Genomic DNA, 26,326 nt, shown 5'->3' on the forward strand with positions numbered 1-26,326 from the left:
CTTCGGGGCGGTGAGTGGTGATACGAGGACAAGACCAGATGACCGGGACGGCAGGCGTGGATGTGGACGAGGGCTCGGAGGAGCCCACCACCGACCGCTCCGCAGATTCGGGGAAGGTCCCTCCGCGTCGGCCTGCACCGCACCGACGAGTCTCGTTGATCAAGGGGGAGAAGCACGTGCGGGAGGGCGGGCCGGAGGGCGGCGGCGTGCTCGCCGTGGACGAGCCGCTGCTCGCGGCCCGCGCGCACCGGCCGTCCGACCTGATCCGGTTCCTGGCCGGGCTCGCCGGCATCGTGGCGCTCTTCCTGGTGGCCCGGTTCGCCATCTCGACCACCACGGGCCTGGAGAACGACATCTCCGTCAACGCCCACCGGGTCCCGAGCGTCATGAGTACGATCGCCGCCCTGGTCTCCAGCGTGGCGGTGCTGGCCGTACCGCTCGCCTTCGCGGTGGAGCGGCTGATCAAACGCGACGGCCTGCGGGTCGCCGACGGCGTGCTCGCCTCGGTCCTGGCGTACGGGGTCTCCCTCGGCGTGGACTGGTGGGTCGCGGCCGGCGCCCCGAACGCGATCCGGGACGCCCTCACCCAGCTGCCGCCGGGCGGCGGCCAGACCCTGACCGACCCGGTGCACGGCTATCTGGCCCCGGTGATCGCCTACATGACGGCGGTCGGCATGTCGAGCCGCCCGCGCTGGCGGGTGGCGCTCTGGGTGGTGGTGATCCTCAGCGGCCTGACCGAACTGGTCAGCGGCTACACCACGCTGCTCTCGCTGATCCTGACCGTACTGATCGGCTGGTCGGTGGCGTACGGCACGCTGTACGCGATCGGCTCGCCGAACATCCGCCCGACCGGCCAGCACCTGCTGATCGGCCTGCGGAAGGTGGGCTTCGCCCCGGCGGGCGCGGTCCGCGCACCGGACGCCCCCGGCGGCACCCGCCGCTACTACGTCGAGCAGCAGGACGGCCCGGAGCTGGACGTCCACATCATCGACCGCGAGCAGCAGGCCTCCGGCTTCTTCTACCGGGCCTGGCGGCGGCTGCGGCTGCGCTCGGTGGCCGTCCGGCGCAGCCCGCAGTCACTGCGCCAGGCACTGGAGCAGGAGGCCCTGATCGCGTACGCGGCGGCCGCCTCCGGGGCGGTCGCGCCGCAGCTGGTGGCCACCTCCGAGCTCGGTCCGGACGCCGCGATCCTGGTGTACGAGAAGGTGTCGGGACCGACCCTGGACGAGCTGACGGACGAGGAGATCACCGACCAGGTGATGGGCTCGCTCTGGCGGTCGGTCGGCGCGCTGCACGAACGGCGGATCGCCCACCGCAGGCTCACCGGCGAGTCGATGCTGGTGACGGACGGGAAGACCGGCTGCCTGGTCAACCTCTCCGGCGGGGACATCGCCGCCAGCGACCTGACGCTGCGGATCGACGTCGCCCAGCTGGTCACCACCTTCGCGCTGCGGGTCGGCCCGGAGCGCGCGGTGGCCGTCGCCAACCGGGTGATCGGTGCCGAGCGGGTCGCGGCCGCGCTGCCGCTGCTCCAGCCGGTCGGGATGAGCCGCTCCACCAGGGTCGACCTGGCCCAGCTCAACAAGGAGCGCAAGGCCGCCGCCCAGGAACTGGCCCTGACCCAGGTCGCGGCCGGCGAGCGGACCCAGCAGCAGGCCGAGGAGGACATCGCGGCGGCGAGCGAGGACCTGCTGAGCCGGATCCGCGGCCAGATCCTGCAGATCGCCCCCGAGGCCCCGATGGCCCCGGCGAAGCTGGAACGGCTCAGGCCGAAGACCCTGATCATGGTCATCGCGCTGACCTTCGCCGCGTACCTGGCGCTGACCACCATCCAGCCCGCACAGCTCAAGCTCTCCCACATGAACTGGGCCTGGGCAGCGGTGGCACTGGCCGCCGCCGCCGCCAGTTACGGCGCCGCGGCGATGAGCCTGACCGGCTTCGTACCCGAGCGGCTGCCGTTCCGGCGGACCATGGCCGCCCAGCTGGCCGGGTCGTTCGTCAAGCTGGTGGCGCCCGCCGCGATCGGCGGCATCGCGCTGAACACCCGCTACCTGCAGAAGGCGGGCATCCGCTCGGGGCAGGCGGTGGCCAGCGTCGGTGCCTCCCAGCTGGCCGGGCTCGGTGGACACCTGCTGCTGCTGTTCAGCTTCGGCCTGATCACCGGCACCCAGACCAACGGGGACCTCGGCGCCTCCCGGGCGGTGATCATCGGAGTGCTGACGGCCGCCGTGCTGGCGCTGGTGGTCGCGGCCGTGGGCCCGCTGCGGCGGTTCGTGGTGACCCGGGTCCGCTCGCTGTTCTTCGGCGTGGTGCCCCGGATGCTCGACCTGATGCAGACGCCCAGCAAGCTGGTCACCGGCTTCGGCGGCATCCTGCTGCTCACCCTGAGCTTCACCGCCTGCCTGGACGCCTCGATCCAGGCCTTCGGCGGGACGCTGAGCTTCTCGGCGGTGGCCGTGGTCTTCCTGACCGCCAACGCGGCCGGGTCCGCGATCCCGACCCCGGGCGGCATCGGCCCGGTCGAGATCGCGCTGATCGGCGCCCTGACGGTGGCCGGCGTGCCGCCGACCGTCGCCACCCCGGCCGTCTTCCTCTACCGCCTGCTGACCTTCTGGCTGCCCGTCCTGCCCGGCTGGATCTCGTACAACGTCCTCCAGCGCAAGGGCGCGCTCTAGCCGTGTCGTCACGCGCGGCGGGCGCTCGAACGCGTGAGGGCCTTCCGGCTCGGTGGGGACCGCGACCTCCGGCCGCTCGCCGACGGCGACGCGAAGGGGCGCGGGGAGCCCCGCGGACGACCGTGCACCCGTGTGGAGGGCGGTCGCCCGCGCGTTCCCCGCGCCCCTGACGGCCTGCGCGGCCTAGTAGGTCGGCTTGTGCGGCTCGATCTGGTTGACCCAGCCGATCACGCCGCCGCCCAGGTGGACGGCGTCGGAGAAGCCCGCCGCCTTCAGCACGGCCAGCACCTCGGCCGAGCGGACGCCGGTCTTGCAGTGCAGCACGATCTTCTTGTCCTGCGGCAGCGTCTCCAGAGCGGCGCCCATCAGGAACTCGCCCTTCGGGATCAGCTTGGCGCCCGGGATGCTGACGATCTCGTACTCGTTGATCTCGCGGACATCGATGATCTCGATGTTCTCGCCGCCGTCGATCCACTCCTTGAGCTGCTTGGGAGTGATCGTCGAGCCGAGCGTGGCCTCCTGGGCCTCCTCCGAGACGACGCCGCAGAACGACTCGTAGTCGATCAACTCGGTGACGGTCGGGTTCTCGCCGCAGAGCGCGCAGTTCGGGTCCTTGCGGACCTTGACCTGGCGGTAGGTCATCTCCAGGGCGTCGTAGATCATCAGACGGCCGACCAGCGGGTCGCCGACGCCGGCGAGCAGCTTGATCGCCTCGGTGACCTGGATCGAACCGATGGACGCGCAGAGCACGCCCAGCACGCCGCCCTCGGCGCAGGACGGGACCATGCCCGGCGGCGGGGCCTCCGGGTAGAGGCAGCGGTAGCAGGGGCCGTGCTCGGCCCAGAAGACGCTGGCCTGGCCGTCGAAGCGGTAGATCGAACCCCACACGTAGGGCTTGCCGAGCAGCACCGCCGCGTCGTTCACCAGGTAGCGGGTGGCGAAGTTGTCGGTGCCGTCCACGATCAGGTCGTAGCCGGAGAAGATCTCCATGACGTTGTCGTTGTCGAGACGCTCGTCGTGGAGGACCACGTTGACGTACGGGTTGATCTCCTTGACCGAGTCCCGCGCGGACTCGCCCTTGGAGCGGCCGATGTCGGACTGGCCGTGGATGATCTGGCGCTGGAGGTTGGACTCGTCGACGACGTCGAACTCGACGATGCCGAGCGTGCCGACACCCGCTGCGGCCAGGTACATCAGGGCCGGCGAGCCGAGACCGCCGGCGCCGACGCACAGTACCTTGGCGTTCTTCAGCCGCTTCTGCCCCGCCATCCCCACATCCGGAATGATCAGGTGGCGGGAGTACCGGCGGACCTCGTCTACGGTGAGCTCGGCGGCCGGCTCGACCAGGGGTGGCAGCGACACGTGGACTCCGATGGTCGTCAGTTCGGTTACAGCGTTCGGTGACAGCTTTCGATACGCAGCTACGCCAACAGTGTCATGCCGGGTACCTATTCCGAGACAGCATGTCCGACTGGCGAGACAGGCGCCGCCGGATCGTGGGACCGGCCGCCGGAGGGCGTCCGGCGCCACCGGCCTTGCCCGGCACGGCTGCTGTGCGGGACGGACCCGGCCGGACCCCGGTCAGACCCGGCAGGCGGTCTCCAGCCAGATGTCGCCCAGGGACTCCTCCAGCGGCACCACTGCCCGCCATCCGAGACGGTCCCTGGCCGTGCGGACGTCGGCCTGCCGCCACTGCACCGACTCCAGCACCGGACGGGCCTCCGGGGCCCGGTACGCCTCGACGCCCCGGTGTCCGTGCTCGGCCACGCTCTGGCTGGGCACCAGCACCTGACGGGCGTCCTCGCTGATGGAGCCCTCGAAACCGGCCGTCCGGACCAGCAGTTGGGCCGCGTCCCGGGCCCGCACGGCGTGGCCGCTGCCGATGTTGATCACCCCGGTGGCGGCCGAGACCGCCGCCGCCTGGATCGCCCTGGCGACGTCCCTGACATCGACGAAATCCCGGAATCCGGACAGGTCCGGCATCCGCACCTGCCGCTCGTCCTGCTCCAGCGCCCGGCGCAGCGCCTCGGCGAGCCGCCCGAACAGCGAGGCCGTCGGCGAACCCGGGCCGACCACGTCGAAGACCCGCAGCACCGCCGCGTCCAGGCCGGAGGAGGTCACCAGCTCCGTCCCCGCCAGCTTCGACACCCCGTACGGGCCGACCGGCCTCGGCTCGGCGCTCTCCGGGATCGGCGCGCCCGACGGCACCGGACCGTACTCGGCCGCCGACCCGACGTGCACCAGCCTGGCCGGCTCCCGGCTGCGCCGGATCGCCTCGCACACGGTGGCCACCGCGAGGGTGTTCGACCTGATCAGGGTCCGCGACGAACCGTAGGTCGCACCGGCGCAGTTGATCACGACCTGCGGGGCCACCGCGTCCAGGAACCTGGCCAGCGCTCCGGGACTGCCCGCCGTCAGATCGAAGCGGATGTCGGCCGAGTCACGGCGGCCGAGCACGGTCACCTGGAGTTCGTCGTCGGTCATCAGACGGTCCGCGACGCGACGGCCGATGAAACCGTCGGCTCCCAGCAGCAGCACCCTCATCGGGGGGTGTCCTTCCACGACGCCGCCCCTTGCGGGCACGGCAGGTTACGGGTGTTCGAATGGACGAGTTCAGATGGATCGGTACAAGTTGGCACGGGTTGGAGCGAGTTGGTGCCAGTTGGTGCGAGTTCGGAGCTGGTTCGGGTGAATTCGTCTGATCGTGGATGGATTCAGGCCGGCGGCCCGTCCAGCCGGTAGGCGCCGGGACGGCCGAGAACGGTCCAGGCGTACGGCAGCAGCAGCGCGGCCGCCGTGCCGCAGCAGAGCAGTTGGGCGGTCTCCGGCGCCCGGACCGCCGTGCACACGGCGGAGCCCAGTCCGGCCGTCGGCACCGCGGCGGCCGCGGACCGCGACCGGCCGGTGCGCAGCAGGGCGGCGGCGGGCACCAGCAGCAGTCCCAGCGCCGCCTGGGCCGCCCACTGCAGCCCCGACGCCCGGCGCGCCGCAGCGGTCAGCAGCCCGGCCCCCGCCCCGGATCCCGTCCCGGGTCCAGGGTCGAGCGCGGTCAGCACGGCGAGCGCGGCGAAGGAGAACAGCGCCAGCAGCGCCAGGTGCAGGCCGAGCGCGACCGGCAGAACGGGTCGCATCCGGGCGCGGAAGGCGGACAGCGTCCCCGCCGAGCCGAGACCCAGACCGGCGGCGTGCCGCAGCCAGTCGGCCGACCACTCCACCGACCCCATGCAGAGTGCGGCCGCCAGGCCGAGCGCGGCCCCGGCCGGTCCTGCGGTCAGCACCGGAACGCCCAGCAGGACCCCCGCCCCGAGGCCGTACCAGAGCCGGGCGGCCACCGGGCTCCCACCGCCCGCGCCAGGTGCGCCGGCTCCGGAGCGGGAGTCCGACCACCGCCGCAGGGCCGCGCCGGCCGGACGGGCACCGGAGACCGCCAGCGCCAGTGCCAGCAGGGGCACGCCCACCACCGGAGTCGCCGCCCGCAGCGCGACGGGGACGGCGGACGGCAGCCCGTACCGGACGGCACTGCCCAGCGCCCGCCCCGTACGGCTCCGCCAGGACGGGGCGGGTGGTTCGGGCGCGGCGACGGCGGGACGGCGCGGCACCCTCGCGTACAGCTCGTCGGCGAGCTCGAAGACGTCCGCCTGCCGGTACCGCCCGGCCTCGATCCGACCGAGCCCGGCCTCCTCCAGGCCGACCGCGATGTCCAGCGGGTCGACGGCCTGTTCGCAGAGCGCTCGGTGGCGCTCCACCAGCTCCCGTACCGGGTCGACCGACGACACCGGGGCGGACGGGTACTCCTGCTCCCGGCCGCCGGGCAGCGCGGGCGCCCCGGCCCGCGCCGGTGCCGGTGCCGATGCCCGCGCCGGTGCCGGTGCCGGTGCCGGTGCCGTCGGCGGTAACGACTCCTCGCGGCGGCCCATCAGACCGCCTCCGCCAGCGCTCCCGGCTCCGCCGGACCCGTCGGCACCCGGCCGCCACCCGCCCGGCCCCCGTCGCCTTCGCCGGGCTCCGGCGGTCCACCGCCCACGGATTCCGCACCGCCCGCGACCCAGTACTCGGCGGGCCGGGCGAAGGGCTGCGCCCGGTGCGGCCGACCACGGGTGCCGGAGGCGGCGGCCGGGAACGCGGGCCGACTCGACACCAGCTCCAGGTAGATCTCCCGGAAGGCCGTCGTCACCGGCTCGACCGCGAACCGCTCCCGCGCCCGCTGCCGCCCGGCCCGCCCCAGCCTGACCCGCCGCTCACCGTCGCCGAGCAGCGCGAGGCAGGCCCCGGCCAGTGCCTGCGGACTGCGCGGGGGCACCAGCAGCCCGGCCGGCCCGACCACTTCCCTGGCCACCCCGGCCTCGGTGGTGACCACGGCCCGCCCGCTCAGCATCGCGTCCACCAGCAGCCGGGGACTGCTCTGCGTGCGTGCGCAGAGGACCAGCACACCACCCGTCTCCCAGGCGGGGCCGCCCCGGCCGTCCTCGAAGGAGACCGCGTCGCCGAGCCCGAGCCGGTCGGCGACCGCCCGGCAGTGCGCCGCCGGGCCGGGCGCGCCCTCCTCGCCGTACATCCGCAGCCGGGCCGTGGGCAGGTCGGCCCGTACCCGGGCGAAGGCGTGCAGCACCAGTTCGGGGTCGTGCCCCGGCTCCAGGGCACCCGCCCACAGGAGCGTCGGCAGCTCGGGTTCCGGCCCGGCGGGCGCCCGGTCGACCGCCGCCGCGCCCTCGTACACCACCCGGATCCGGTCGGGCGCGGCGCCGCAGCGCTGCTGCCACTGCCGGCCGTACTCGCTGCCCGTGGTGAGGACGGCGGCCTGCCGGTACGTTTCCTCAGCCAGCAGACGGGAGAAACCGAGCAGCAGCGCCCGGACCGGCCACCGGTACTGCGCGTACCGGTCGCTGCGGTACTGCTCCCGCAGCTGCGGGTCGTGCTCGGTGAGCACGAACGGCACGCCGTGCAGCGCCCTGGCCACCAGCGCGGGCAGCGCGGCGGGGCCGCCGCCGACGACGTGGCAGAGGTCGGCCCCGCCGAGTCCGCCCGCTCCGGTGCCGTACCAGGGCGCGGAGAGCGGTCGCAGGCACTGTTCCAGCAGGTCGCCGGCGACCAGCAGATCGCCGACCTGCGGCCGTCCGGCCTCGGTGTCCGCGCCGGGCGAGCGCCAGATCGCCTCCAGGGTGCGCTGGGCGGGTCCGGAGACGAGGAACCCGGGCAGTGCGCCGTCCTCGCGGGCCAGTTCGGCGAGCCGGTACAGGCCGGCCCCGAACGAGCCGCGCTCGGCGGGCAGGACCAGGGCCCGCACCAGGTCCCGGTACGCACGGACGTACCGGCGCCGCCGGTGCGGCGCGGGGCCGCGCCCCGGCGGGCGGCGGCCCCCCGTCGGAAACTCGTGCACCGCCGCCGGGCGGCCCGGTCTGGTCTCGACCGCACACCCGGGCGGGGCCAGCAGGTGGAGCCTGAACTCGTGCTCGGCCAGTCCGTCCATCAGCCGGTCGCACCAGCCGCCCCCGGAACGCCTCGTGGCCGGCCCGGCGCTCCCGGTAGCGCCCTCGGTGAGCAGGGCAACGCGCACGACAACCTCCAGAGCTGGGCGATCGGGGCAGGGTGGTCCGGTACGGCGGTCGGGTCCGGCTGTCGGGTCCGGTACGGCGGTCAACGGCGGGCCGAACCGGAACGCGGTCCAGCCCGGCGCACCGCGAGACCCGGAACCCGGCGGCCCGGCACTCGGCGGAACCGCGACCCCCGGGTAAGGGCAGCACCCGCTACGGGCCCGGCGAGATCGCCCGGCGGTCCGGGCAGCCGCCCCACGGGGCACCGACGGCTGCCACTCCCCCACACCTGTTCGGTCCGACACCACGAAGGTAGAACGAGACCCCGGCCCCGCCTCGGTCAGCCGCCCGGTTGCCACCTGAACGAGTGAACGCGCGTGACATCCACCGGTGCGCCGCGTTTCAACGCCCTCGGGGCACGCCGGGGGAGCGCGGTCAGACCTCCGCCAGCAGCTCCCGGACGGCCCGTGCCACCTGTGCGGGGTGCTCCATCATCGCGACGTGCCCGGACTCCGGCAGCACCAGCAGCCGCGCGTCCGCGAAGGCCGCGCAGGCCCGCCGCGCCGACCGGTACGAGACCAGCTTGTCCTTCAGCCCGTACACCAGCAGCACCGGCGCCTTCACCTGCTCGGCCTGCCGCCACAGCGCCTGGTCGCCGCGCTCGGTGTAGGCGGAGACGATCCCGCGCGCCGAGCCGACCATCGCCTGCATCGCGTGCGGGACGCCGAGCCGCCGGCGGTACTCGTTCACCGCCCGCTCCCGGCGCTCGGCCGGGACGGCGGCCAGGTCGCCGTAGACCAGGTCCAGGAAGCCCTCGGTGGCCTCCTCGGGGCTGCGGCGGCCGACCGGGCCGCGCCGGAGCAGCGTCGGCACACCCGGGACGGCGAGCAGACCGGTCGGCCAGGCGGAGGGCTGCGGCGGCAGCTCCGGCAGGGCGGGCGAGATCAGGGTGAGGGTGCGCACCAGGTCGGGGCGGAGGGCGGCGAGCCGGACGGCCACCGCGCCCCCGAGCGAGTTGCCGAACAGGTGCACCGGCCCGCGCCCGGAGGCCTCCAGGTAGCCGATCACCGCCCGGACGTGGCCGGAGACGGACAGGTTGCCGTCCGACGGCGGCGCCGAGTGGCCGAAGCCCGGCAGGTCCAGGGCCTCACCGCGGACCCGGTCGGCGAGGGCTGCCATCAGTTCGGTCCAGTTGTCGCCGGAGCCGCCGAGGCCGTGGACGAAGAGCGCGGGCGGCAGCCCGGCGCTGTCGGACGAGGGGCCGCTCACCGCGAGGACCGCCCCGGGCACGGCGACGGTGCGGACCGGCTCGGCCTCGGGCCCGACCTGCTGCTCAGCGCTCATGGAGGACGATGGTAGGGGGACCGGTTCCGCGGACCCCGGACCCCCCGCCCCGCCGAACTGTTCGATCTCACCCCCTGGACAGTGCGGCCCCGCGCCGTATTGTGGGCTCCCGACAAGGCGTTCCTGCGCTTTTCTCGTCTGCACCAGGCGCAGATCCCATTACTCAAAAGTAGAATCAGTGACCTTGCCAGCTATACCCGGCACGCCGTCCACCCCGTCGGCGCACTGCCGCAGACCGTCAAGTGAGGAGCGCCCGTGACGGCCATCCAGGAGGCGCAGGAGCGCCCACGCGGTGCCCGCCTGCCGCGAAGCGCCCGACGCGAACAACTGCTCGGTGCCGCACAGGAGGTGTTCGTCGCCCAGGGCTACCACGCCGCGGCCATGGACGACATCGCCGACCGCGCCGGGGTCAGCAAGCCGGTGCTGTACCAGCACTTCCCGGGGAAGCTGGAGCTCTACCTCGCACTGCTCGACAAGCACTGCGAGGCCCTGGTGGACGCCACCCGCAACGCGCTCTCCGCGACCACCGACAACAAGCAGCGCGTGGCCGCGACCATGGAGGCGTACTTCAACTACGTCTCCAGCGAGTCCGGCGCGTTCCGGCTGGTCTTCGAGTCCGACCTGACGAACGAGCCGGCCGTGCGCGAGCGGGTCGAGCGGGCCTCGGACGCCAGCGCGACGCTGGTCAGCAAGGTCATCGCGGAGGACACCGACCTGCCGGAGGCGGAGTCCAAGCTGCTCGCCGCCGGGGTCTGCGGCCTGGCCCAGATCACCGCCCGCTACTGGCTCTCGCAGGGGCTGGAGATCCCCCGCGACGAGGCCGTCCGCCTGGTCGCCAGCCTGGCCTGGCGCGGTCTGAAGGGATTCCCGATGCACCCGGCCGAGCCGGGGCAGGGCCCCGCCGCGGACTGAGCGGTCACCGGAGCGATCACCGGACCTCCTCCTCGGGGCGGTGCCCGTGCTCTAAGGTGAAGCCGTACGGCGCGATCACCGCGAACACGCGTTCGAGGAGCCCGCGCATGGATGGCTGCAACCCCGGAGGGAAGGAAGCCGTGGAGGTCAAGATCGGCGTGCAGAACGCACCCCGCGAGATCGTTCTCGAGATCTCGCAGTCTGCCGATGAGGTCGAGAACGCGGTCGCCAAGGCACTGGAGGGCACCTCGAAGCTCTTCTCGCTGACCGACGAGCACGGCCGCCGCATCATCGTCCCGGCCGAGCGCCTGGCCTACGTCGAGATCGGCGAGCCGGCCGCGCGCAAGGTGGGCTTCGGCACCGTCTGAGGCGCCATCAGCGCCACGGGCTCTACGGCGTTGCCCCGTTCCTCCCCGGGAGGGACGGGGCAACGCCGTTTTCGTCGGGCACGCGTACCACCGGCGGCGGCCGGGTATGGCCGAACCGGAACCCGTGCGGGCCGTTCGGCCGCACACCCGATCGGTCCCGGGAGGCAGCCCGTGCTCGTCGAGTCGTTCGCCTTCGTGCTCATCGGACTGGCCGTCGGGGCCGGAGCGGTGACCCTGCTGCCCGAGTACTTCCCGGCGGTGCGCAGCCTGACCGTCGGCACCGCGGTGGTGGCGGCCCTGCTCGCGGGGTGGATCTCCCGCTACACGCTCGCCGCCCAGCTGCCCGGCGTCTCGCTGGCGATCTCCGCGGTCGGCTCCGCGCTGCTGGTCTCGGTCCTCGCCCGCCCCGAGCACGCCGCCCGGCACGGCCGGCACCGGCACGCCTGAGGGGCGCGGAGCGGCGGCCTCCGCAGGAGCCGCCCGCGCCGTCCCCGGCGTTGTCCCCGGTGTTTCCCGGCAGGGTCAGGAGGCCAGGCCCAGGGCGGCCATCCGCCGGGTGTGCGCCTCGGTGATCCGGTTGAACATCTTGCCGACCTCGACCAGGTCGAAGCCCTGCACCTGGGCGCCACCGACCAGCAGGTTGGAGAGCGCGTCCCGCTCGGCGACCACGCGCTGCGCCTGGCTGAGCGCCTCGCCCATCAGTCGCCGGCCCCAGAGCGCCAGGCGTCCGCCGACCCGGCTCTCGGCCTCGATCGCCTGCCGCACCCGGTCCACGGCGAACTGCGCGTACCCGGTGTCCGCCATCACCCGGAGCACCAGGTCGCGGGTGTCGTCGTCCAGCCGGACCGCCACCTCGCGGTAGAAGTCGGTGGCGATCGAGTCGCCGACGTACGCCTTGACCAGGCCCTCCAGCCAGTCCGAGGGCGCCGTCAGGCGGTGGAAGGACTCCAGCGGCTCGACGAAGGGGCCCATCACCTCGGTCGGGTCCGCGCCGACCTCCACCAGCCGGTCGTGCAGCAGCTGGTAGTGCTGGAACTCCGCGGAGGCCATCCTGGCCAGCGCGGCCTTGTCGGCCAGGCCGGGGGCGAACTTGGCGTCCTCGGCGAGCCGCTCGAAGGCGCTCAGCTCGCCGTACGCGAGCGCGCCGAGCAGGTCGAGCACGGCCGCCCGGTAGCCCGGGTCCGCCGCGCAGGTCGTCCAGTCCCCGATCGAACCGATCGGGTGCTCGCCGCCGGATTCCTGAGTCTCCATCAGTCCTCGCTTTTCGATGCCCCGTTGTACAGTCGGGACTCTGCCACAGCGCGGCGGTCCGGGCCGGACCGCCATGGCCTGCGTCCGCAGGCGAGCGGGAAGCACCCGGCCCTCGTGGGGGCAGAGTCACGGCTCGCCACCCTAGACCGGCCCGGGCCCCGGGTCGGACACCGCCGGTCTCCGGAGCTCCCGCGTTAGCCGCGTCACGTGTTCGAGTCGTCGCCGGACTGTATGGTTGGTGGCGAGGCTTGGTGTATTCGCGCGGCCGGCCACCCCACGGCGGGCCGCGCATACGTGCTCCGTACGGACACCGGGTGCTCACGTACGCGGATGCCCGGTCGGAGAGCCGATCGGCTCCGACCTTGGCTTGGACTTCAAGCCTTGGCACCGCATCAGTGGCCGAGCGAGGGCCGTTGCGGACCGCGCCGAACGGCGGAGGTCCCGCGCCTGGCCCCTCACGGGAACCCTCCCCCGCGCCGCCGGACGACGCGCCCGCCCTTCGGGCCGCTCGAGCCGGCAGGCCGCAGGGGCAGGCGCGGTTGTGCGTCCCGCAGCTGTGGCAGGGCCTGGCAGGCCCGCGAGCAGCCGTGTGACTGCCCGCCCCGCCTCTCGCTCTCGGCCCCACCACATGGAAGAGGCAGCACCCTGTCCACCACCGTTGAACCCGACAAGACCACGTTCCGGGACCTGGGGATCCTCCCGGAGACCGCCGAGGCCCTGGAGGCCGTCGGCATCGTCCACCCCTTCCCCATCCAGGAGATGACCCTGCCGGTCGCACTGACCGGCCACGACGTCATCGGCCAGGCCAAGACCGGCACCGGCAAGACCCTCGGTTTCGGCCTCCCGCTGATCGAGCGCGCCATCGTCCGCGCCGACGTGGACGCCGGCCGCGCCACCGAGGAGCAGCTCTCCGAGAGCCCGCAGGCGCTGATCATCGTTCCGACCCGCGAGCTCTGCACCCAGGTCACCAACGACCTGCAGACGGCCGGCAAGGTCCGCAACGTCCGCGTCCTCGCGGTCTACGGCGGCCGGGCGTACGAGCCGCAGGTGGAGGCGCTCAAGAAGGGCGTCGACATCGTGGTCGGCACCCCGGGCCGCCTGCTCGACCTGGCGGGCCAGCGCAAGCTGGACCTGTCGAAGGTCCGCTCGCTGGTCCTCGACGAGGCCGACGAGATGCTCGACCTGGGCTTCCTGCCGGACGTCGAGAAGATCATCACCATGCTGCCCGCCAAGCGGCAGACCCTGCTCTTCTCGGCCACCATGCCGGGCCAGGTGATCAGCCTCGCCCGCCGCTACATGAGCCAGCCGACCCACATCCGGGCCGCCGCACCGGACGACACCGGCACCACCGTGGCCAACATCGAGCAGCACATCTTCCGTGCCCACTCGCTCGACAAGGTCGAGATGGTCTCGCGCATCCTGCAGGCCGACGGCCGCGGCCTGGCGATGATCTTCTGCCGCACCAAGCGGACCGCCGCCGACGTCTCCGAGCAGCTGACCAAGCGCGGCTTCGCGGCCGGCGCGGTCCACGGCGACCTCGGCCAGGGCGCGCGCGAGCAGGCCCTGCGGGCCTTCCGCAACGGCAAGGTCGACGTCCTGGTCTGCACCGACGTCGCGGCCCGCGGCATCGATGTCGAGGGCGTCACCCACGTCATCAACTACCAGTGCCCCGAGGACGAGAAGACCTACCTGCACCGGATCGGCCGCACCGGCCGCGCCGGGGCCTCGGGCACCGCCGTCACGCTGGTGGACTGGGACGACATCCCGCGCTGGCAGCTGATCAACAAGGCGCTCGACCTGCCGTTCAACGAGCCGGAGGAGACCTACTCCACCTCCGCCCACCTGTACGAGCTGCTGAAGATCACCCCCGGGACGACCGGCGTGCTGCCGCGCGCCGAGCGGACCAGGGCGGGCCTCGGCGCCGAAGAGGTCGAGGACCTCGGCGAGACCGGCGGACGCGGTTCGCGCGCCGGCCGCGCGCGGGGCGGACGCGGTGGCGCCGCCGCCGAGACCACCGTCGCCGCCGAGACCGCCGAGACCGAGCGCCCCGCGCGTACGCCGCGGCAGCGCCGCCGTACCCGTGGCGGTGTGAGCCCGGAGGCCGCCGGAGGCGTCGAGACCTCGGCCGACACCGGTGCCGCGGTTGCGGCCGCCGCTCTGGCCGCGGTCGCCCCGGACGCGACTGCGGGCGAGGGCGAGGCCGAGGCTCCGCGTCGGCGCCGTCGTCGTCCGCGCAGCACCGCGAGCGGTGAGGCCGCCGCCGAGACCGTGCCGGCTCCCGCCGAGGCCGCCGCCGCGAGCACCGTGGCGGCGAAGGGCGAGGGCGGCGAGGCGGAGGGCGGCGAGGCTCGTCGCAGCCGTACCCGTACCCGCACCCGCCGCTCCGCTGCGGCCCCCGAGGCCACTCCGGAGAGCTGAGCCACCCCGAACGGGCGGGCCGATCGTCGTCGATCGGCCCGCCCGTCGGCGTTCTCCCGCCCGGGAGGCCGCCCGGCCGCCGGACTGCCGAAGGCCCGCCCGCGCTGAACCCGGTCACCCGGTTCGGTGCCCCCTGGCAGCCCTCCCGCCGCACTCCCGCACGCCCCGCGCGCCGGACGACGCACCCGGGCCGCGGGGAGCGGCACGACCGCCGGACGGCCCGCCCAGCGCGCCGCGGGCGCTTCCCTCGCCCTCCCGGGGGCGCCGGCTGGCTAAGCTCGGGGAAGAGTTCTGGCTACCGAGGAGTAGGGCCGATGAGCACGCCGCCGTTTCTGACACTTCCCGGCTGTGCGCGGGCACTGCGGGTGGGGACCGCCCGGGGCGACTTCGCCGCGCTGGAGGCGGTGCCCCGGGGAGGGGCGGTGCGCGGGACGGCGCTGCTGGTGCCGGGGTTCACCGGCAGCAAGGAGGACTTCATCGCGCTGCTGGAGCCGCTCGCCGCGGCCGGCTACCGGGTGCTCGCGGTGGACCAGCGCGGCCAGCACGAGAGCGGCGGCCCGGCCGATCCGGCCGCCTACGCGATCGACGAGCTGGCCCGCGACGTCCTCGCGCTCTCCGCGGAGCTCGCCGACGGCGGCCCGCTGCACCTGCTCGGCCACTCCTTCGGCGGCCAGGTGGTCCGCCAGGCCGTACTCGCCGCGGCGGCCGAGGGGCCGGCGCTGCCGTGGCACTCGCTCACCCTGCTCGCCACCGGCCCCGGTGCGATCGCGCCGGGCGAGGCGGGCCGGACCAAGCTGCTGATCGACGCCCTGGGGACGATGGACCTGGAGTCGATCTGGCAGGTCATGCGCCAGCTGGACGAGAGCAAGGGCGTACCGGCCCCGCGTGCCGAGATCGCGGACTTCCTGCACCGCCGCTGGCTGTCGAACGTCCCGCAGGCGCTGATCGCCGCAGGCACCCATCTGGTCACCGCCCCGGACCGGGTCGCGGACCTGGCCGCCGTCGCCCTGCCCAAGCTGGTGCTCTCCGGGGAGCAGGACTACGCCTGGCCGGTCGAGGAGCAGTCCCACATGGCCGAGCGGCTGGCCGCCCGCCGGGTGGTGGTCCCCGGTGCCGGACACTCCCCCAACGCCGAGCAGCCGGGCGCGACGGCCGCCGCACTCACCGAGTTCTGGGCGGGCTGACCCCCAGCCGCACCGCCCGGACCCGCCCGCGCCGGCCCGCGCTCGCCGCTGCCACCCGAAGCGATCCCCGCCCCGACCGGGACCCGCCCTCGTCCGCCCGCGCCCGCCGCACATCCGGCCTGGCGCGTCCTGCCCCGACCTGACATCGTCCGCCCGGGCTCGCCGGGGGTTGGGAAACCCGGGCGACAAATTTCGTTAGCTCGGGTAATATTTGATTCTGTCCGGGAATCATCGCGCCCTGCCGACCCGTTGACCTCGATGGCGACAGTTCGCCGAAACCAGGACTTTACGGACGGGCAACCGCCCGGAAGCAGCGCCGCGACACCGTGGACCACATGCCGGGAACGGCACACGCACGACGACCGAGCCGAATCGCCCCCAAGCCAGCGGGGCAGGGAAGGGAGAGGCCCATGCGTTTCGAGATCCTCCGACTGGACGACGCCCAGGGCGCCGTCACCGACCGCCTGATCGCCGACGCGGACACCGTCCGCGAGTTCGTCGAGGCAGCCGCCCGCACCGGGGAGCGCCTCTACATCCGCCCGTGCAAGGCGGCCTGACCCACGCCGGACCGACCGAGGCCCCAGCCGAGGCCGCGTCCGACGTTCCGATACCGAACTGACGCCCCGTCACCCTCCGATCCGAGAGCGGATCGTCGGCGGGGCGTCAGTGCGTTCCGGTCCCGCCCGTTCCCCGGGCGGACGTTTGCCGCCGCCCGCCACCGGACATCCACCCCGGGGGCAGCTGCCCGCACGGTCACCCCGGGGGAGCAACGTGGCGCACTCCGTACGGGTGATCGTCCTTGACGCGGCGCTCCGGAGGGAGGAGCGTTGTCCGCTATGAGGGGCGAGCCAAGCTGCCCGAGGTGCGCCGGTCGGGTCCGCGCCCCCGGCCTCTTCTCCGACACCTGGCAGTGCGACCAGCACGGCGCCGTACATCCGATGCAGCCGGTGCTGCCTCCGAGTGTGGAAGCGCTGAGCGTGGCGGTGGCCCGCTCGCAGGTCCCGGTCTGGCTGCCCTGGCCGCTCCCGGTCGGCTGGCTGTTCACCGGCATCGCCCACGCCGGGGACGACGTCTCGGGTGCCCGGGCCACCGCGGTGGCCTGCTCGGGGCCGGCGCCGCTGGGCGGCTTCGGCGAGCTGGTCCTGGTGGCCGAGGAGCTGGGCGTCGGCCTCGGCGCCAGGTACGCGGGCCTGCCGGGGCCCGACCCGGGCGACTCGGTGTCGCTCTACAAGCCCGCCGACGCCAAGCTGCTCGCCGCCGGCCGCCCGACCCCGATGTTCCACGTGCCGGACGCCCCCACCGACCGGGCCGTCTTCGTCGGCGAGGCGCGCGGGCTGTGGCTCTGGGCGATCGTCTGGCCCGAGACGTCGGCGCTGATGATGTACGACGAACTGGTGCTCACCGATCTGCGGGACGCGGGCGCGGAGCTCGAACTGCTGCCCTGCGGGGCGCTCTCCCCGCGCCTGCTCGGCTGAGCGGGACGCGAGCGGCCGGACGGGCGCCCGGGGAGCGGACGGACAGGCCGACAGCCGGGAGCGCACGGACGGGCAGGAAGACGGGCGGCCAGGAGGCGGACGGGCTGTCCGGAACGCCCTCGGCCGTCAACCGCTGCTGACTATCCTGGGGCGCACCTGCCCGCCCGCTTCCTGGAGTGCCGAAGACCGTGCTCATCGACCTGCACGCCCACAGCAACGCCTCCGACGGCACCGACTCCCCCACCGAGCTGATCGCCTCGGCGCTGGCGGCCGGGCTCGACGTGGTCGCGCTGACCGACCACGACACGGTGGCCGGGCACGCCGAGGCGGCGGCCGCCGTCCGGGGCACCGGGCTGACCCTGATCCCGGGAGCCGAGCTGTCCTGCCAGGTGGACGGCATCAGCATGCACCTGCTGGCGTACCTCTTCGACCCGGCCGAGCCGGAGTTCGCCGCCGAGCGCGAGCTGGTCCGCACCGACCGGTTCCGGCGCGGGCGGGCGATCGTGGAACGCTGCCGGGAGCTGGGCGCACCGATCAGCTGGGAGCAGGTGGAGCGGATCGCGGGCGCGGGGTCGGTGGGCCGTCCGCACATCGCCAGCGCACTGGTCGAAGCGGGCGTCGTGGCGACCGTGTCGGACGCCTTCACCCGGGACTGGCTGGCCAACGGCGGCCGGGCGGACGTCCGCAAGCACGAGACGGACCCGGCCACGGCCGTCCGGCTGGTCAGGGCGGCCGGCGGGGTGCCGGTGTTCGCGCACCCCGGGGCGGTCAAGCGCGGCCGCACGGTCTCCGACCAGGTGATCGCCGATCTGGCGGCGGCCGGGCTGGCCGCGCTGGAGGTGGACCACCTGGACCACGACGAGGAGACCCGCGAGCACCTGCGCGGCCTGGCGGCCGAGCTCGGCCTGCTGACGACCGGATCCAGCGACTACCACGGCAGCCGCAAGACCGTCCGCCTCGGCGAGTGCACCACCGACCCCGGCGTGTACGAGGCCCTGGTGGCCCAGGCGACCGGGGCCCGCCCGGTCACCGGCTGACGCCCCTGCGGGGCCGGTCCTGCTGACGGCGGCTCAGTCGAGCGGTACGCCCCGGCGCCGGGGGTCGCGCAGGTCGGTGCCGTGCCGCAGCCAGCGCTCCTGGAGCGCTTCGGCACCCTGCACCCGCTTGAACGCGGCCTCGTTGGGCGTCATCGGCAGCAGCGGCAGGAAGCGCACGGGCTCGGCCGGGTCGGCGAGTTCGAGGTCCGGGACCAGACCGCCGGGCTCGGCGGCGAGGACGGAGGTGAAGGGGGCCCCCTCCCAGAGCGGGGAGCCGAGGTCCAGCGAGCCGCCCGGAGCCAGGACCAGACCCTCGACCTGCGGGGTGGCGGCGAAGGTGGCCAGCGTGCGGAGCACGTCGTCGCGCCCCCCACGGACGGTGAGCACCAACTCGACCCGGGGCCCGCGCACCGGGTCGGCGACCACCGCGGTCGGGTCGGCCATCGGCGCAGCCGACATGCCGAGCGTGACGTACCTCACCAGGCCGTCCGCGTCGGGGCCGAAGCGCAGGACCTCGATCCGGTCCGCGCCGAGGAAGGTGACGGCCGCCCGGCCGCTGGATTCGCCGAGAGTTGCCAGCAGACGGGCCTCGACGGCCGCCAGCACCGCCTCGCGGGAGAGCTCGTCGGAGCCGCTGCCCGAAGGGTCGGTGGGGTCGCCGAAGAGCGGGAAGTCGTGCGCCATGGCCAGACCCTAACGCCCGGCCGCCGGGCCCTCCTCCGACCCCCCGTCGTTGGCCGGCCGTCAACTGTTAGTGTGGGCAGCTGGCCACTGGGGATCCTCTCTCCGGGGCAGCGGCATGAAGGAGGTGGTTGCGGTGGATACCAGCCGACCATGCAGTACCGGCAGCTCTGCCCGGCCGCCGCGTCGCCTTCACCGTACGTGCCGTTGATCCCTTCCCGATCCGGCAGTTGAGGCGCCGTCACCTCCGGTCCGGCGAGCACCTTCCCCGGAGCCCGCGCAGTCCTCACCGTGCCCCAGCAAGGCAGCTGGACCGGCCGCAGGCCCGGAATCACCTGGTGTTTCTTCCGCCGTCCCACCCAGCGTCCCAGCGCCTGCCGTGCGACGGTTCCTGCCCGAGGAGCCTGCCATGTCGATGATCAACAACCTGCGCGCCGCCGTCCGCCCGCACCGACGCCGCGTCGACGCCGACGCCGACGGGTTCGACGCCCTGCACGTCGGGGACGTCACCTCGGCCGTGGTGGACTGCGCGGTCTACCGGGACGGCAAGCGGCACGGCGAGAGCTGCAGCCCGCGCGAGGCCGTGCAACGGGTCAGGCAGGCCAGGGAGACGGACGCAGGATCGTTCAGCTGGATCGGGCTGCACGAGCCGACCGAGGCCGAGTTCGAGGGCATCGCGCAGCGCTTCGGGCTGCACCCGCTGGCCGTCGAGGACGCGGTCCACGCCCACCAACGGCCCAAGGTCGAGCGCTACGACGACGTGCTGTTCGCCGTCTTCAAGACCATCCGCTACGTCGAGCACGACCAGCTGACGCCGACCAGCGAGGTGGTCGAGACCGGCGAGCTGATGGTCTTCGTCGGCCCGGACTTCGTGATCACCGTCCGGCACGGCGGGCACAGCTCGCTGACGGACCTGCGCCACCGGCTGGAGGCCGACCAGGACGGCGCGGGACTGCTCGGGCGGGGGCCGTCCGCCGTGCTGCACGCGATCGCGGACCAGGTGGTGGACAACTACCTGCTGGTCGCCGACCGGCTGCAGAACGACGTCGACGAGATCGAGTACGAGGTCTTCGCCAACAAGGGCGGCCGGGGCGGCGACGTCGGCCGGGTGTACCAGCTCAAGCGCGAGGTGCTGGAGTTCAAGCGCGCGGTGACGCCGCTGCTGCGGCCGATGCAGCAGCTCTCCGAGCCGGTGCAGCGCCTGGTGGACCCGAACATCCAGAAGTACTTCCGGGACGTCGCCGACCACCTGGCCCGGGTCACCGAGCAGGTGCACGGCTTCGACGAACTGCTCAACTCGCTGCTCCAGGCCAACCTGGCGCAGGTCTCGGTGGCGCAGAACGAGGACATGCGCAAGATCACCGCCTGGGCGGCGATCTTCGCCGTGCCCACCATGATCACCGGCGTCTACGGCATGAACTTCGACTACATGCCCGAGCTGAAGAGCCCGTACGGGTACCCGGTGGTGCTCGGCGGCATCGTGCTCATCTGTATCGGCATGTACCGGGGTTTCCGCCGCAACGGCTGGCTGTAGCACCCGCAGCACCCGCCCCGGGCGCCACGGCCACGGCTCACGCGGGGGCGCCGCGGCCGCCACGGGCCACCAGGACCAGGCCGAGCAGGATCAGGGCCACGGCCGGGTACGCGGCCGCCGGCGGCCACTGGCCCAGCCACAGGGCCGCGATCAGGGCCGCGCCCGGGGTCTCCAGCAGGATCGCCGTCGAGGTGACCGACGGGCCCAAGGAGCGGACCACCCGGTTGCTCAACGAGTGGCCGAGCAGCTGTGCGGCCACCATCAGCAGGGCGATCTGCCACCACACCCCGGCCGGCCAGCCGGCGAGCGGGACACCCGCCGCCAGGCAGACGCCGAGCAGGACGACCGAGGTGGTCGCGTAGCAGACCAGCGTGTACGCCGTGGTGCTGACGGTCCGCCGTACCTCGGCGCCCAGCAGCACGTACCCTGCGGCGGCCAGCCCGGCGCCGAGCGCCAGCGCATCGCCGAGCAGGGCCCGCGGCGAGAGCGACAGGTCCACGCCGGTCAGCACCAGCACCCCGGCGAACGCCACCGCCATGCCGAGCCAGACCAGCCTCGGCGCCCGGCGGCCGGCCAGCCGCAGCAGCAGGATCGTCCAGAGCGGGGTGGTGGTGACCAGTGCGGTCGACGAGGCCACCGAGGTCATCCGCAGGCTGGGCATCCAGAGCGCGAAGTGCGCCGCGAGCAGCGCACCCGCCGCCATCGCCAGCAGCAGCGGCCGTCGGCCGATCCCGCGCAGCTCGGCACGGTGCCGCAGCAGCGCGTACGGGCCGAGCACGCCGACCGACATGGCGTTGCGCCAGAGGGCGATCGCCAGCGCGGGCGCGGCGGTGGCGCTGATCAGCGGGGCGGAGAGCGAGATCCCTCCGATGGAGACCGCGAGCAGGACCAGGTCCAGCTTGGGCAGCGGGTGCGGAGCGGCGGCGCCGGGGCTCGGGGCGGCGGTGGACACGGCGGTGTCGGGCCTGGCGGCGGGCACAGCTCTCCTCGGCGAACGGAGGCGGACGAATCGGTCCCCACGGTAAGGCCTCCACCTGACTGACGTAACTGTCGTTCTGACCGGTGAGACACCCCTCGGACACCCAGGTCGTACGCTGTCCGGCATGGAGCCTACGACCACCGCCGACGCCTTCCTCGACCGTGCGCTGCTGGAGGAGGCCGCGAAGAAGTCCGGCCTGCTCTGGGTGCAGGCCGAGGGGCAGCCGCACAGCCGGGCACTCTGGCACGCCTGGCACGACGGTGCGGTGGTGGTGGTCGGCGACGGCGCCGAGCAGCCGTTGCACGGCCTCACCGACCGGTCCACCGCCGCCGTGACGGTGCGCAGCAAGGACAAGTGGGGGCGGCTGGTCGGCTGGACGGCCCGGGTCGGCGAGCTGGCGCCGGGGAGCGAGGCCTGGACGGGCGCGGTCGAGGAGCTCAAGGGCAAGCGGCTGAACGCGCCCGACACCGACGCGATCGGCGAGCGCTGGGCCCGCGAGTGCCGGGTGCTCCGGCTGGAGCCGTCCGGGCCGCTCACCGAGCAGCCGGGAGCGATGCCGGAGGGCTCGCACTCCGCGGCCCCGATGCCGTCGTCCGCGACCACCCGCAAGCCGATCCCTGCCGGACTGCCGAAGCTGCTGCTCAAGCGCCGCAAGGGCTGAGCCGCCCGGGCGCACCGGGAGGCGGCCCGCCCGCCGGGGGCGGGGGCTGCCCGGCGGGCGGGTGGCTCGTACACGACGCAGGCGCCGGGTTCCGCACACGGTTCCCGGCACCCCCGAACGGCCCTGCGGGCGGGCGCCGGGAGCCGATGCCGGTCGGCGGGCCACGGGCTGGCGGCACCGGTAGCCTATGCGCGGAGCAGCGCGCTACGTGCGTGCGGAGCGCAGCCGAAAAGAGAGGGAGTCCATGGCAGGGCCAGGCAGCCGGGTCTTCATCTCGCACCTTTCCGGGGTCGCGGTCTTCGACCCGAACGGTGACCAGGTCGGCCGGGTCCGTGACGTGGTGGTGTCGCTGCGGATCGGCGGTCGTCCGCCCCGGGTGCTGGGGCTGGTGGTCGAGGTGATCGGCCGGCGCCGGATCTTCCTGCCGATGACGAGGGTGACCAGCCTGGAGTCCGGCCAGGTGCTGACCACCGGCGTGATCAACATGCGGCGGTTCGAGCAGCGCCCGTCCGAGACCCTGGTCCTCGCCGAACTGCTGGACCGTACGGTGACCCGGACCAAGACCCACGAGCCGGTCACCGTGCTCGACGTCGCGATGGTGCAGAGCCGGGTGCGCGAGTGGGAGATCAGCAAGGTCTTCGTGCAGACCGGCAAGATGACCCGGCTGCGCAAGGCCAAGGGCGAGACGCTCACCCTGGACTGGTCGGCGGTGACCGGCTTCTCGCTCGCCGAGGAGGGGCAGGGCGCGGCCAACCTGCTGGCCACCTTCGAGCAGCTGCGTCCGGCCGACCTGGCCAACGTGATGCACCACCTCTCCGCCAAGCGCCGCGCCGAGGTGGCCGCCGCGCTGGACGACGACCGGCTGGCCGACGTCCTGGAGGAGCTGCCCGAGGACGACCAGGTCGAGATCATCGGCAAGCTCAAGGAGGAGCGCGCCGCCGACGTCCTGGAGGCGATGGACCCGGACGACGCGGCCGACCTGCTCTCCGACCTCCCCGAGGAGGACGCCGAGCGGCTGCTGCGCCTGATGGAGCCGGAGGACGCCGCCTCGGTGCGCCGGCTGCTCTCCTACGAGGAGGACACCGCCGGCGGTCTGATGACCACCGAGCCGATCGTCCTGGAGCCGGACGCCACGGTGGCCGAGGCACTGGCCCGGGTCCGGATCTCGGACAACAAGCCCGCCCTGGCCGCCCAGGTGTACGTCTGCCGCCCGCCGACCGAGACCCCGACCGGCAAGTACCTGGGTACGGTGCACTTCCAGCGGCTGCTGCGCGAGCCCCCGTACGTCCTGGTCGGCTCGATCGTGGACGACGACCTCGACCCGCTGCCGCCGGACACCCCGCTGCCGCTGATCACCAGTTACCTCGCCGCCTACAACCTGGTGGCCGCCCCGGTGGTCGACGAGGCCGACCACCTGCTGGGCGCGGTCACCGTCGACGACGTGCTGGACCACCTGCTGCCGGACGACTGGCGCGAGGCGGCCCTGCACGGCGGCGAGACCGTGGACCATGAGCACGAGAGCGAGGCCGCCGGTGGACGCTGACCGCAAGGGCAGGCGGGACGACGGTCCCAGCCAGCGACTCCAGGGCGAGTTGCGGGAGCTGCGCCAGCTGCGCGAACTGCGCGTCAGGGAGGGCAGCCAGCGCTCGTCCAGGCCCGAGAGCACGGGCAGCGGCGCCGCCCGCACCCGGCTGGACCAGCCGCGCACCGGCCGGCCCGGTCTGATCACGCTGCCCAGCTACGACCCGGAGGCCTTCGGCAAGCTCTCCGAGCGGATCGCGCGGTTCCTGGGCACCGGGCGGTTCATCGTCTGGATGACGGTGGTGATCATCGCCTGGGTCGTCTGGAACACCATGCTGCCGCCGAACGTCCGCTTCGACGAGTACCCGTTCATCTTCCTGACCCTGGTGCTCTCGCTCCAGGCCTCCTACGCGGCGCCGCTGATCCTGCTGGCGCAGAACCGCCAGGACGACCGGGACCGGGTCAACATGGAGCAGGACCGGGCCCGCAGCGACCGGAACATCGCCGACACCGAGTACCTGACCCGTGAGGTCGCCGCGCTCCGACAGGGCCTCGGCGAGGTCGCCACCCGCGACTTCATCCGCTCCGAACTCCAGTCGCTGCTCAAGGAACTGGACGGTCAGCGGGAGTCCTCCGAGCTGTTGTGATCGGCAGCACGCTACTGGGGCGTCAACTACTTCGACGTTCGCCGTACCATCAAGGCATGGCCAACGAGACAGAGGTTGCCCCCGGCGTGACGGAGGAATCCGTACGCAAGGCCCTGGCGACCGTCCACGACCCGGAGATCAACCGCCCGATCACCGAGATCGGCATGGTGAAATCGATCGAGATCGCCGAGGGCGGCGTCGTCCGGGTCGCGGTCTACCTGACCGTCTCCGGCTGCCCGATGCGCGAGACCATCGTCAACCGGGTGACCGACGCGGTCACCAAGGTGCCGGGTGTCTCCGGTGTCGAGGTCGAGCTCGACGTGATGAGCGACGAGCAGCGCAAGGAGCTCTCCCAGCTGCTGCGCGGCGGTGCCCCCGAGCGGGAGATCCCGTTCGCCAAGCCGGGCACGCTGACCCGGGTGTACGCGGTCGCCTCCGGCAAGGGCGGCGTCGGCAAGTCCTCGGTCACCGTCAACCTGGCCGCCGCGATGGCCGCCGACGGGCTGAAGGTCGCCGTGGTGGACGCCGACATCTACGGCCACAGCGTGCCCCGGATGCTGGGCGTCGAGGGCCGCCCGACCCAGGTCCAGGACATGATCATGCCGCCGTCGGCGAACGGCGTGAAGGTCATCTCGATCGGCATGTTCACCCCGGGCAACGCCCCGGTGGTCTGGCGCGGCCCGATGCTGCACCGCGCGCTCCAGCAGTTCCTCGCCGACGTGTACTGGGGCGACCTGGACGTGCTGCTGCTCGACCTGCCGCCCGGCACCGGTGACATCGCCATCTCGGTCGCCCAGCTGGTCCCGAACGCCGAGATCCTGATCGTCACCACCCCGCAGATGGCCGCCGCCGAGGTGGCCGAGCGGGCCGGGACGATCGCGCTGCAGACCCACCAGAAGATCGTCGGCGTGATCGAGAACATGTCGGGCATGCCCTGCCCGCACTGCGACGAGATGATCGACGTCTTCGGCACCGGCGGCGGTCAGACCGTCGCCGACGCGCTCACCCGCTCGGTCGGCGCGACCGTCCCGGTGCTCGGCTCGATCCCGATCGACGTCCGGCTGCGCGAGGGCGGCGACGACGGCCGCCCGGTCGTGCTCGCCGCTCCCGACTCCCCCGCCGGCGCCGCGCTGCGCGCCGTCGCGGGCAAGCTGGGCGGCCGCCAGCGCGGCCTCTCCGGCCTCTCGCTGGGGCTCACGCCCAAGAACAAGTTCTGAGCCCGCACCGCCGACCTCGCACCCGCCAGACCTCGCGCACTCCGGGGGCGCCCACCGTTTCGGTGGGCGCCCTCCGCCGTCGAAGAGCGCAGCGGTTCTCCGTACTCCGTCAGCTCCGGGTGTACGCCGTCAGGTCGGGGACGGCGGAGAAGCCCAGCCCGTAGGCGCTCACCCCGCGTCCGTACGCGCCGAGCAGGACGCCCGGGGCCTCCCCGGCCAGCACCCAGCCGTACTCGGACTCGCGGTAGCGGAAGGGCTGCGGCAGACCGTTCACCGGCAGGGTTAGCGAGCTCCAGCCGGAGCCCTCCAGGTCGTCCGCCAGGTCCCAGGCCAGCGCGCTCTGCTGGTCCAGCCAGTCCTGGCGCAGCGCCCGGTCCAGCTGGCCCGGCCAGCTGTTGGCGAGCAGGCCCGAGCCGGCCAGCCAGGCTGCGGAGGAGGCGGAGGTGGCCTCCAGCATGCCGGTGTTGTCGGCACTGCGGCGGACGTCCCGGCGGGCCACCGTGACCACCACGGCGAACCGCCGGATTTCCCTCGACTCGTACGCCCGGGCCGGTTCCTCGCCGTGGCCGAGCGTGCCGTAGTCGATGGCGCCGCGCTGACCCGCCCGTACACCGCCGCTGCCGGCCTGCATCAGCCAGCGGCGGCCGGTCCAGCCGTCGTCCAGGCCGTACCAGGGGAAGTCGGCCGCCAGGTACGGCGCCAGCGGGTCGGCCGGGACCACCGGGCCGGCCTGTGCACCGACCACGGCCTCGGCCGTTCCCACCGCTTGACTCGTCGCATCCATCCCCGGGGCCTCCTCGCTGCACCGTTCCGTGCCGTAGCGCGCTCCATGGTGGCCTACGGCGGCACCTCCGCCCGGCGACTCGGGCCCGGAAGGGCCGTGAGCCACAG

At 73.7% G+C, this 26,326-nt stretch carries 23 protein-coding genes; 14 read left to right on the forward strand and 9 right to left on the reverse strand.

The window, feature by feature from the left end:
• The first annotated feature begins 38 nt into the window (after positions 1-38).
• Entirely contained in the window at positions 39-2,675 is a 2,637-nt protein-coding gene (locus tag ACFC1R_RS24990) for a flippase-like domain-containing protein (protein WP_375942143.1), read from the forward strand.
• 183 nt (positions 2,676-2,858) lie between these two features.
• Here ACFC1R_RS24990 and moeZ read toward each other — a convergent pair whose 3' ends face one another.
• The 5 genes from moeZ to ACFC1R_RS25015 form a co-directional block, all read right to left on the reverse strand.
• Entirely contained in the window at positions 2,859-4,037 is a 1,179-nt protein-coding gene (gene moeZ, locus ACFC1R_RS24995) for an adenylyltransferase/sulfurtransferase MoeZ (RefSeq protein WP_375942145.1), read from the reverse strand.
• A 219-nt stretch (positions 4,038-4,256) separates the two neighbouring features.
• Positions 4,257-5,219, reverse strand: coding sequence for an NAD-dependent epimerase/dehydratase family protein (locus ACFC1R_RS25000; protein WP_375942147.1), 963 nt, complete (start codon positions 5,217-5,219; stop codon positions 4,257-4,259).
• Between the two features lie 170 nt (positions 5,220-5,389).
• A complete protein-coding gene (locus tag ACFC1R_RS25005) occupies positions 5,390-6,592 on the reverse strand; it encodes a hypothetical protein (RefSeq protein ID WP_375942149.1) in 1,203 nt (400 codons plus the stop codon).
• Positions 6,592-8,229, reverse strand: coding sequence for a glycosyltransferase (locus tag ACFC1R_RS25010; RefSeq protein WP_375942150.1), 1,638 nt, complete (start codon positions 8,227-8,229; stop codon positions 6,592-6,594). Before ACFC1R_RS25010 ends, ACFC1R_RS25005 begins: the two co-directional genes overlap by 1 nt.
• A gap of 412 nt (positions 8,230-8,641) precedes the next feature.
• Positions 8,642-9,550: an alpha/beta fold hydrolase gene (locus ACFC1R_RS25015; RefSeq protein ID WP_375942152.1), complete on the reverse strand. Its 909-nt coding sequence runs from the start codon at positions 9,548-9,550 to the stop codon at positions 8,642-8,644.
• Positions 9,551-9,805: 255 nt separating this feature from the next.
• On the opposite strand from ACFC1R_RS25015, the gene ACFC1R_RS25020 reads away from it, so the two are divergent.
• The 3 genes from ACFC1R_RS25020 (at position 9,806) to ACFC1R_RS25030 (ending at position 11,277) form a co-directional block, all read left to right on the forward strand.
• Positions 9,806-10,462, forward strand: a complete 657-nt coding sequence (locus ACFC1R_RS25020; protein ID WP_045298616.1) for a TetR/AcrR family transcriptional regulator — start codon at positions 9,806-9,808, stop codon at positions 10,460-10,462.
• Positions 10,463-10,602: 140 nt separating this feature from the next.
• Positions 10,603-10,830, forward strand: coding sequence for a DUF3107 domain-containing protein (locus ACFC1R_RS25025; protein ID WP_375942227.1), 228 nt, complete (start codon positions 10,603-10,605; stop codon positions 10,828-10,830).
• Between the two features lie 171 nt (positions 10,831-11,001).
• On the forward strand, positions 11,002-11,277 hold the full coding sequence (locus ACFC1R_RS25030) for a hypothetical protein (protein WP_375942154.1): 276 nt from the start codon (positions 11,002-11,004) through the stop codon (positions 11,275-11,277).
• Between the two features lie 75 nt (positions 11,278-11,352).
• Here ACFC1R_RS25030 and ACFC1R_RS25035 read toward each other — a convergent pair whose 3' ends face one another.
• Entirely contained in the window at positions 11,353-12,081 is a 729-nt protein-coding gene (locus ACFC1R_RS25035; protein ID WP_375942156.1) for a ferritin-like fold-containing protein, read from the reverse strand.
• 759 nt (positions 12,082-12,840) lie between these two features.
• Between ACFC1R_RS25035 and ACFC1R_RS25040 the strand changes: the two genes are divergently transcribed.
• From ACFC1R_RS25040 to ACFC1R_RS25060, 5 genes are all read left to right on the forward strand, one after another.
• Complete coding sequence (locus tag ACFC1R_RS25040; RefSeq protein ID WP_375942158.1) at positions 12,841-14,499, forward strand: DEAD/DEAH box helicase; 1,659 nt, start codon at positions 12,841-12,843, stop codon at positions 14,497-14,499.
• Between the two features lie 314 nt (positions 14,500-14,813).
• On the forward strand, positions 14,814-15,683 hold the full coding sequence (locus ACFC1R_RS25045) for an alpha/beta fold hydrolase (protein ID WP_375942160.1): 870 nt from the start codon (positions 14,814-14,816) through the stop codon (positions 15,681-15,683).
• 410 nt (positions 15,684-16,093) lie between these two features.
• Positions 16,094-16,240 (forward strand): hypothetical protein, encoded by a 147-nt coding sequence (locus ACFC1R_RS25050; protein WP_197084458.1) that lies wholly within the window; start codon positions 16,094-16,096, stop codon positions 16,238-16,240.
• Between the two features lie 279 nt (positions 16,241-16,519).
• The gene (locus ACFC1R_RS25055) at positions 16,520-17,158 is read left to right on the forward strand and encodes a DUF6758 family protein (protein ID WP_375942162.1); all 639 of its coding nucleotides are present in this window, start codon (positions 16,520-16,522) and stop codon (positions 17,156-17,158) included.
• Positions 17,159-17,346: 188 nt separating this feature from the next.
• Complete coding sequence (locus ACFC1R_RS25060; RefSeq protein WP_375942228.1) at positions 17,347-18,195, forward strand: PHP domain-containing protein; 849 nt, start codon at positions 17,347-17,349, stop codon at positions 18,193-18,195.
• Positions 18,196-18,228: 33 nt separating this feature from the next.
• Here ACFC1R_RS25060 and ACFC1R_RS25065 read toward each other — a convergent pair whose 3' ends face one another.
• Complete coding sequence (locus ACFC1R_RS25065) at positions 18,229-18,879, reverse strand: suppressor of fused domain protein (protein WP_375942164.1); 651 nt, start codon at positions 18,877-18,879, stop codon at positions 18,229-18,231.
• Positions 18,880-19,285: 406 nt separating this feature from the next.
• Here ACFC1R_RS25065 and corA point away from each other — a divergent pair, with 406 nt between their 5' ends.
• Entirely contained in the window at positions 19,286-20,410 is a 1,125-nt protein-coding gene (gene corA, locus ACFC1R_RS25070) for a magnesium/cobalt transporter CorA (RefSeq protein WP_375942166.1), read from the forward strand.
• 37 nt (positions 20,411-20,447) lie between these two features.
• Here the strand turns inward: corA and ACFC1R_RS25075 are convergent, their stop codons facing one another.
• Positions 20,448-21,389, reverse strand: coding sequence for a DMT family transporter (locus ACFC1R_RS25075; RefSeq protein ID WP_375942168.1), 942 nt, complete (start codon positions 21,387-21,389; stop codon positions 20,448-20,450).
• A gap of 124 nt (positions 21,390-21,513) precedes the next feature.
• Here ACFC1R_RS25075 and ACFC1R_RS25080 point away from each other — a divergent pair, with 124 nt between their 5' ends.
• From ACFC1R_RS25080 to ACFC1R_RS25095, 4 genes are all read left to right on the forward strand, one after another.
• Positions 21,514-22,050 carry a hypothetical protein gene (locus ACFC1R_RS25080; protein ID WP_375942170.1) on the forward strand — a complete coding sequence of 179 codons (537 nt, stop codon included), beginning with the start codon at positions 21,514-21,516 and terminating at the stop codon, positions 22,048-22,050.
• A gap of 244 nt (positions 22,051-22,294) precedes the next feature.
• Positions 22,295-23,593, forward strand: a complete 1,299-nt coding sequence (locus ACFC1R_RS25085; RefSeq protein ID WP_375942172.1) for a magnesium transporter MgtE N-terminal domain-containing protein — start codon at positions 22,295-22,297, stop codon at positions 23,591-23,593.
• Positions 23,559-24,218 carry a DUF1003 domain-containing protein gene (locus ACFC1R_RS25090; protein ID WP_375942174.1) on the forward strand — a complete coding sequence of 220 codons (660 nt, stop codon included), beginning with the start codon at positions 23,559-23,561 and terminating at the stop codon, positions 24,216-24,218. Before ACFC1R_RS25085 ends, ACFC1R_RS25090 begins: the two co-directional genes overlap by 35 nt.
• 56 nt (positions 24,219-24,274) lie before the next feature.
• Complete coding sequence (locus tag ACFC1R_RS25095; RefSeq protein WP_375942176.1) at positions 24,275-25,435, forward strand: Mrp/NBP35 family ATP-binding protein; 1,161 nt, start codon at positions 24,275-24,277, stop codon at positions 25,433-25,435.
• A 109-nt stretch (positions 25,436-25,544) separates the two neighbouring features.
• On the opposite strand, the gene ACFC1R_RS25100 is transcribed toward ACFC1R_RS25095, so the two are convergent.
• Complete coding sequence (locus ACFC1R_RS25100; protein WP_375942178.1) at positions 25,545-26,219, reverse strand: hypothetical protein; 675 nt, start codon at positions 26,217-26,219, stop codon at positions 25,545-25,547.
• Positions 26,220-26,326 lie beyond the last annotated feature (107 nt).

The sequence above is a fragment of the Kitasatospora sp. NPDC056138 genome (assembly GCF_042264695.1).
Lineage (GTDB): Bacteria > Actinomycetota > Actinomycetes > Streptomycetales > Streptomycetaceae > Kitasatospora.

Excerpts from the sequence above, each read along its gene's own strand:
- ACFC1R_RS25000 (WP_375942147.1), bottom strand. The coding sequence starts at position 5,219 with ATGAGGGTGCTGCTGCTGGGAGCCGACGGTTTCATCGGCCGTCGCGTC.
- ACFC1R_RS25100 (WP_375942178.1), bottom strand. The coding sequence starts at position 26,219 with ATGGATGCGACGAGTCAAGCGGTGGGAACGGCCGAGGCCGTGGTCGGT.
- ACFC1R_RS25005 (WP_375942149.1), bottom strand. The coding sequence starts at position 6,592 with ATGGGCCGCCGCGAGGAGTCGTTACCGCCGACGGCACCGGCACCGGCA.
- ACFC1R_RS25055 (WP_375942162.1), top strand. The coding sequence starts at position 16,520 with ATGAGGGGCGAGCCAAGCTGCCCGAGGTGCGCCGGTCGGGTCCGCGCC.
- ACFC1R_RS25035 (WP_375942156.1), bottom strand. The coding sequence starts at position 12,081 with ATGGAGACTCAGGAATCCGGCGGCGAGCACCCGATCGGTTCGATCGGG.
- corA (WP_375942166.1), top strand. The coding sequence starts at position 19,286 with ATGTCGATGATCAACAACCTGCGCGCCGCCGTCCGCCCGCACCGACGC.
- ACFC1R_RS25080 (WP_375942170.1), top strand. The coding sequence starts at position 21,514 with ATGGAGCCTACGACCACCGCCGACGCCTTCCTCGACCGTGCGCTGCTG.
- ACFC1R_RS25045 (WP_375942160.1), top strand. The coding sequence starts at position 14,814 with ATGAGCACGCCGCCGTTTCTGACACTTCCCGGCTGTGCGCGGGCACTG.
- ACFC1R_RS25090 (WP_375942174.1), top strand. The coding sequence starts at position 23,559 with ATGAGCACGAGAGCGAGGCCGCCGGTGGACGCTGACCGCAAGGGCAGG.
- ACFC1R_RS25085 (WP_375942172.1), top strand. The coding sequence starts at position 22,295 with ATGGCAGGGCCAGGCAGCCGGGTCTTCATCTCGCACCTTTCCGGGGTC.
- ACFC1R_RS25015 (WP_375942152.1), bottom strand. The coding sequence starts at position 9,550 with ATGAGCGCTGAGCAGCAGGTCGGGCCCGAGGCCGAGCCGGTCCGCACC.
- ACFC1R_RS25050 (WP_197084458.1), top strand. The coding sequence starts at position 16,094 with ATGCGTTTCGAGATCCTCCGACTGGACGACGCCCAGGGCGCCGTCACC.
- ACFC1R_RS25095 (WP_375942176.1), top strand. The coding sequence starts at position 24,275 with ATGGCCAACGAGACAGAGGTTGCCCCCGGCGTGACGGAGGAATCCGTA.
- ACFC1R_RS25040 (WP_375942158.1), top strand. The coding sequence starts at position 12,841 with ATGACCCTGCCGGTCGCACTGACCGGCCACGACGTCATCGGCCAGGCC.
- ACFC1R_RS25065 (WP_375942164.1), bottom strand. The coding sequence starts at position 18,879 with ATGGCGCACGACTTCCCGCTCTTCGGCGACCCCACCGACCCTTCGGGC.
- ACFC1R_RS24990 (WP_375942143.1), top strand. The coding sequence starts at position 39 with ATGACCGGGACGGCAGGCGTGGATGTGGACGAGGGCTCGGAGGAGCCC.